This window comes from Streptomyces sp. NPDC059668 (assembly GCF_042734135.1).
Lineage (GTDB): Bacteria > Actinomycetota > Actinomycetes > Streptomycetales > Streptomycetaceae > Streptomyces.
This window is the reverse complement of sequence record NZ_JBHWEL010000012.1, coordinates 34452-39454: the sequence shown is the minus strand read 5'-3', so window position 1 is coordinate 39454 and position 5003 is coordinate 34452. Positions and strand designations below refer to the sequence as shown.

Here is a 5003-nt window from a genome sequence, read left to right as displayed (position 1 = left end):
CCCCGGGGGCGCCGGCCCCGCACCAAGGCCCGGGGGCCCCCCCCCGCGACCCCCCCCTCCGCGCGGGGGTCCCAGATTTGGTGGGGGGTGCCCCCCCCGGGGGGGCCCCCCGCACAAGATCCCGCCCGTTCGACGCGCACCGCAGGTCACAGTGGGTCACGCCCTCCGCACGAACAAGGGGGCGAACGGATCTGCGGCGCGCTGTCGGAGGGGGGCAGCGCGCCCGCAGTACCGCGGAGCGACGGCGCCTCTCCGCGGAGCCCGGGGACGATGCGATCCCACCGGGACCGAGAACACACGACCGGCCACGGCCGACCCCGCCACGGGTGACTCCGCCACGGTCGACCCCGCCGAGCGGGCGCCCCGCGCCGGTCAGCGCGCGGGTTCCTCCGTCACCCCGGACGCGGGGGGCCGGACGACCTCCCGGGCGCCCGACAGCGCGGCGACCTCCGCACGCAGTGCCCGCACCTCGTCCGTCAGTGCCTCGATCGCCGCCGTCTGCCGGCGCTCCTCCACGTCGTCCTTCTCGAAGCGCGAGATGAACCACGCCGCGATGTTGGCGGTGACGACACCGAGCAGGGCGATACCGGAGAGCATCAGACCGACCGCGAGGACCCGGCCCATCCCGGTGGTCGGCGCGTGGTCCCCGTACCCCACCGTGGTCATCGTCGTGAACGACCACCACACCGCGTCGCCCAGCGTGCGGATGTTCCCGTTCGGCGAGTCCCGTTCCACCGACAGCACCGCGAGCGAACCGAACATGAGCAGTCCGATCACCGCACCCCCGACGTACGTCGTCAGCCGGATCTGCGAGGCCATCCGGGCCCGCCGCCCGACCAGCGTCAGCGTGGCCACCAGCCGCAGCAGCCGCAGCGGCTGAAGGATCGGCAGGATCACCGCGCACAGGTCCATCCAGTGCGTCCGGACGAACTCCTTGCGACGCCGGACGAGCAGGAGCCGGACGAGATAGTCGGCGGCGAACGCCCCCCACACCGTCCACTCCACCACCGTGCACGCCACCGCCACGGCGCGGGAGGCGTCACTGTCCACGATCGGCACGGCGTAGGCCAGGGCGAATGCCACCGCGAGCGCCAGCAGGGGCCGTTGCGTGCGCTGCTCCCAACGGACCTGTGCCGATAGCTCCTTCATACCCGCATCGTAGGAAGAAAGACGGAGGGGCGGCGGAGCTCCGGGCTCCGCCGCCCCTCGCGGGACCGATGTACGCGGGACCTACGCGTCGCCGCCCGCGGCCCCGGGGTCGGCCGCCGCCACTTCCAGCAGCTGGTAGCGGTCGATCGCCTGCTTCAGCACCGACCGGTCGACCTTGCCCTCACGGGCCAGCTCGGTCAGCACCGCGACCACGATCGACGGCGCGTCGATGTGGAAGAAGCGCCGCGCCGCCCCGCGGGTGTCCGCGAAGCCGAAACCGTCCGCGCCCAGCGACTGGTACGTCCCCGGCACCCAGCGCGCGATCTGGTCGGGAACCGATCGCATCCAGTCCGACACGGCCACGAACGGTCCCTCGGAACCGCTCAGCTTCCGCGTCACGTACGGCACACGCTGCTCCTCCTCGGGGTGCAGCAGATTGTGCCGCTCCACCTCGACGGCCTCGCGCCGCAGCTCGTTCCACGAGGTCGCCGACCAGACGTCCGCCCTGACGTTCCAGTCGGCGGCGAGGATGCGCTGCGCCTCCAGCGCCCACGGAACCGCGACGCCGGACGCCAGGATCTGCGCCGGGATCGAGCCCGACGTGCCCCGGCTGAAGCGGTGGACACCCTTGAGGATGCCCTCCACGTCGACGTCGGCCGGCTCCGCCGGGTGCTGGATCGGCTCGTTGTAGACGGTGAGGTAGTAGAAGACGTCCTCCGCGTCCGGACCGTACATCCGGCGCAGGCCGTCCTTCACGATGTGCGCGATCTCGAAGCCGTAGGCCGGGTCGTACGCGACACAGCCCGGGTTCGTCGAGGCGAGCAGCTGGGAGTGGCCGTCCGCGTGCTGCAGTCCCTCGCCGGTCAGCGTCGTACGTCCGGCGGTCGCGCCGAGCACGAAACCGCGCGCCAGCTGGTCGGCCATCTGCCAGAACTGGTCACCGGTGCGCTGGAAACCGAACATCGAGTAGAAGACGTAGACGGGGATCAGCGGCTCGCCGTGCGTGGCGTACGCCGAACCCGCGGCGATCAGCGAGGCGGTGCAGCCCGCCTCCGAGATGCCGTCGTGCAGCATCTGGCCGGTCGGCGACTCCTTGTACGCGAGCAGCAGATCGCGGTCCACGGACTCGTACTGCTGGCCGAGCGGGTTGTAGATCTTCGCGCTCGGGAAGAAGGAGTCCATGCCGAAGGTGCGGTACTCGTCGGGCGCGATCAGCACGAACCGCTTGCCGATCTCCTTGTCCCGCATGAGGTCCTTCAGAAGCCGTACGAACGCCATGGTCGTGGCGATCGACTGCTGACCGGACCCCTTCTTCACACTCGCGTACGTCTTGTCCTCGGGCAGCTGGAGCGGCTTCGCGCGCACGACACGCGTCGGGACGTACCCGCCGAGCCCCTTGCGCCGGTCGTGCATGTACTGGATCTCTTCGGAGTTGCGGCCCGGGTGGTAGTACGGCGGCGCGCCGTCCTCCAGCTCCTTGTCCGAGATCGGCAGGTGCAGGCGGTCACGGAAGCCCTTGAGGTCGGCGACCGTCAGCTTCTTCATCTGGTGCGTGGCGTTGCGGCCCTCGAAGTTCGGGCCGAGCGTCCAGCCCTTGACCGTCTGCGCCAGGATCACCGTCGGCTGGCCCGTGTGCGCCTTGGCCGCCGAGAACGCCGCGAAGATCTTCTTGTGGTCGTGACCACCGCGGCCCAGGTGCAGGATCTGGGCGTCGGTCATGCCCTCGACCATGGCGCGCAGCCGGTGGTCGTCGCCGAAGAAGTGGTCGCGGATGTACGAACCGGTCTCGGTGGCGTACGTCTGGAACTGGCCGTCGGGCGTGGTGTTCAGCTTGTTGACGAGGATGCCGTCGCGGTCCTGCGCCAGCAGCGGGTCCCAACTGCGGTCCCAGACCAGCTTGATGACGTTCCATCCGGCACCCCGGAACTGCGACTCCAGCTCCTGGATGATCTTGCCGTTGCCGCGTACCGGCCCGTCGAGACGCTGGAGGTTGCAGTTGACCACGAAGGTCAGGTTGTCGAGGCCCTCGCGAGCCGCGATGGACAGCTGTCCGAGCGATTCCGGCTCGTCCATCTCGCCGTCCCCGAGGAACGCCCAGACGTGCGACGCGGAGGTGTCCGCGATGCCGCGCGCCTCCATGTAGCGGTTCATCCGCGCCTGGAAGATCGCGCCGAGCGGGCCGAGACCCATCGAGACGGTCGGGAACTCCCAGAAGTCCGGCATCAGCCGCGGGTGCGGGTACGACGACAGCCCGTACGGCGCCTTCGACTTCTCCTGGCGGAACGCGTCGAGCCGCTGCTCGCTCAGCCGGTCGAGCAGGAACGCGCGGGCGTAGATACCGGGGGACGCGTGCCCCTGGAAGAAGATCTGGTCACCGCCGTCGCCCCCGTCCTTGCCGCGGAAGAAGTGGTTGAAGCCGACGTCGTAGAGCGAGGCGGAGGAGGCGAAGGTGGCGATGTGGCCGCCGACGCCGATGCCCGGGCGCTGGGCCCTGGACACCATCACGGCCGCGTTCCAGCGCGTCGCGTTGAGGATCCTGCGCTCGATCTCCTCGTTGCCGGGGAAGAACGGCTCGTCCTTGGTGGCGATGGTGTTGACGTAGTCCGTGCTGCGCATCTCGGGCACGGCCACGCGCTTCTCGCGGGCCCTCTCGATGAGCCGCAGCATCAGATAGCGGGCGCGCTCGCGACCGCGCTCGTCGACGGCGGCGTCGAGCGAGTCGAGCCACTCCTGTGTCTCTTCGGGGTCGAAGTCCGGGACCTGACTGGGAAGGCCGCCAATGATGATCGGATTGCGATCGGATCCGGAAGCCACGCTGTTCCTTCGCTGTCAGAGGGCTGTCTGAAGGCTGCCCGGGGGGCCGAGTGAGAGCTTTCCGGGCGCTGTCTGGGGCGGATTCACGGTGTCTCGGCACCGTTCCCCAATCGTGTACCTCGCGAACGGAATCGTCATCTCTACCGATAGGTAACCGAGACATTCCCGCAGATCGCCGGGACGGGCCAGACCAAAACGCAACGATACGCTCACTCCGTGACGCGTTCCGCAAAGTCGTTCGGGTCTCGTACGCTCCAAGGGTTCCGAACTTCGCAAATGGGGCAGAAAGGTGTGGTGTGCGTCACCTATGGCCGTGATTCGCCGACTGGAGTTGCGTCGACACTGCCGGGATCGTCACCGTTTCGGCGGTCTCGACGGCCGGGTACTTGCGCGATCCGCCCCGCCCGTGTGGACTACGGCCAATGCTTCGCGCACGCGCGTGGCTGAGACATCTACCGAAACATGATCAGGAGGCAAGCCGTGAGCGCGACCGCGGACCACGCGGAGGAGCGGACCAACCCGGCCGGCAGGCTGGGGTTCGAGCCCGGACAGGTGGTCCAGGAGATCGGCTTCGACGACGACGTTGACCACGACCTCCGTGAAGGTATCGAATCGTTGATCGGCCAGGACCTGGTCGATGAGGACTACGACGACGTCGCTGACGTCGTACTGCTGTGGTTCCGCGACGAGGACGGCGACCTTACGGATGCCCTGGTGGACGCCATCGGTCTCCTTGAGGACGGCGGCATGATCTGGCTGCTGACCCCGAAGACCGGCAGGGACGGCTACGTCGAGCCCAGCGACATCAATGACGCCGCCCAGACCGCAGGCCTCTCCCAGACGAAGAGCATTTCCGTGGGGAAGGAGTGGTCGGGCACGCGTCTGGCCACGCCCAAGTCGAAGCGCTGAGCTGTCGCTCCGTCTGCCGCAGAGCATCCATGTGTGCGAGGCCCCCGCCCGCGCCGCCCCCGCCGCGGGGCCCCGCGCGCGCCGGGGGGGGGTCTCACACAAACACCCCCCCCCCCCCCCGGGCGGAGAGG

The 5003-nt window shown here is 69.4% G+C and carries 3 protein-coding genes; 1 reads left to right on the top strand and 2 read right to left on the bottom strand.

Annotated features, from left to right (window positions below):
* Nucleotides 1-372 precede the first annotated feature (372 nt).
* A complete protein-coding gene (locus tag ACFV2J_RS12045) occupies nt 373-1149 on the bottom strand; it encodes a potassium channel family protein (RefSeq protein ID WP_385083353.1) in 777 nt (258 codons plus the stop codon).
* Nucleotides 1150-1230: 81 nt separating this feature from the next.
* Nucleotides 1231-3963: a pyruvate dehydrogenase (acetyl-transferring), homodimeric type gene (aceE, locus tag ACFV2J_RS12040; protein WP_385083355.1), complete on the bottom strand. Its 2733-nt coding sequence runs from the start codon at nt 3961-3963 to the stop codon at nt 1231-1233.
* Nucleotides 3964-4443: 480 nt separating this feature from the next.
* Between aceE and ACFV2J_RS12035 the strand changes: the two genes are divergently transcribed.
* Nucleotides 4444-4872, top strand: coding sequence for a DUF3052 domain-containing protein (locus ACFV2J_RS12035; RefSeq protein ID WP_153290793.1), 429 nt, complete (start codon nt 4444-4446; stop codon nt 4870-4872).
* Nucleotides 4873-5003: the final 131 nt, after the last annotated feature.

What these genes read in the sequence shown, in the direction of transcription:
- ACFV2J_RS12045 (WP_385083353.1), bottom strand. Translation starts at nt 1,149, where the DNA reads ATGAAGGAGCTATCGGCACAGGTCCGTTGGGAGCAGCGCACGCAACGG.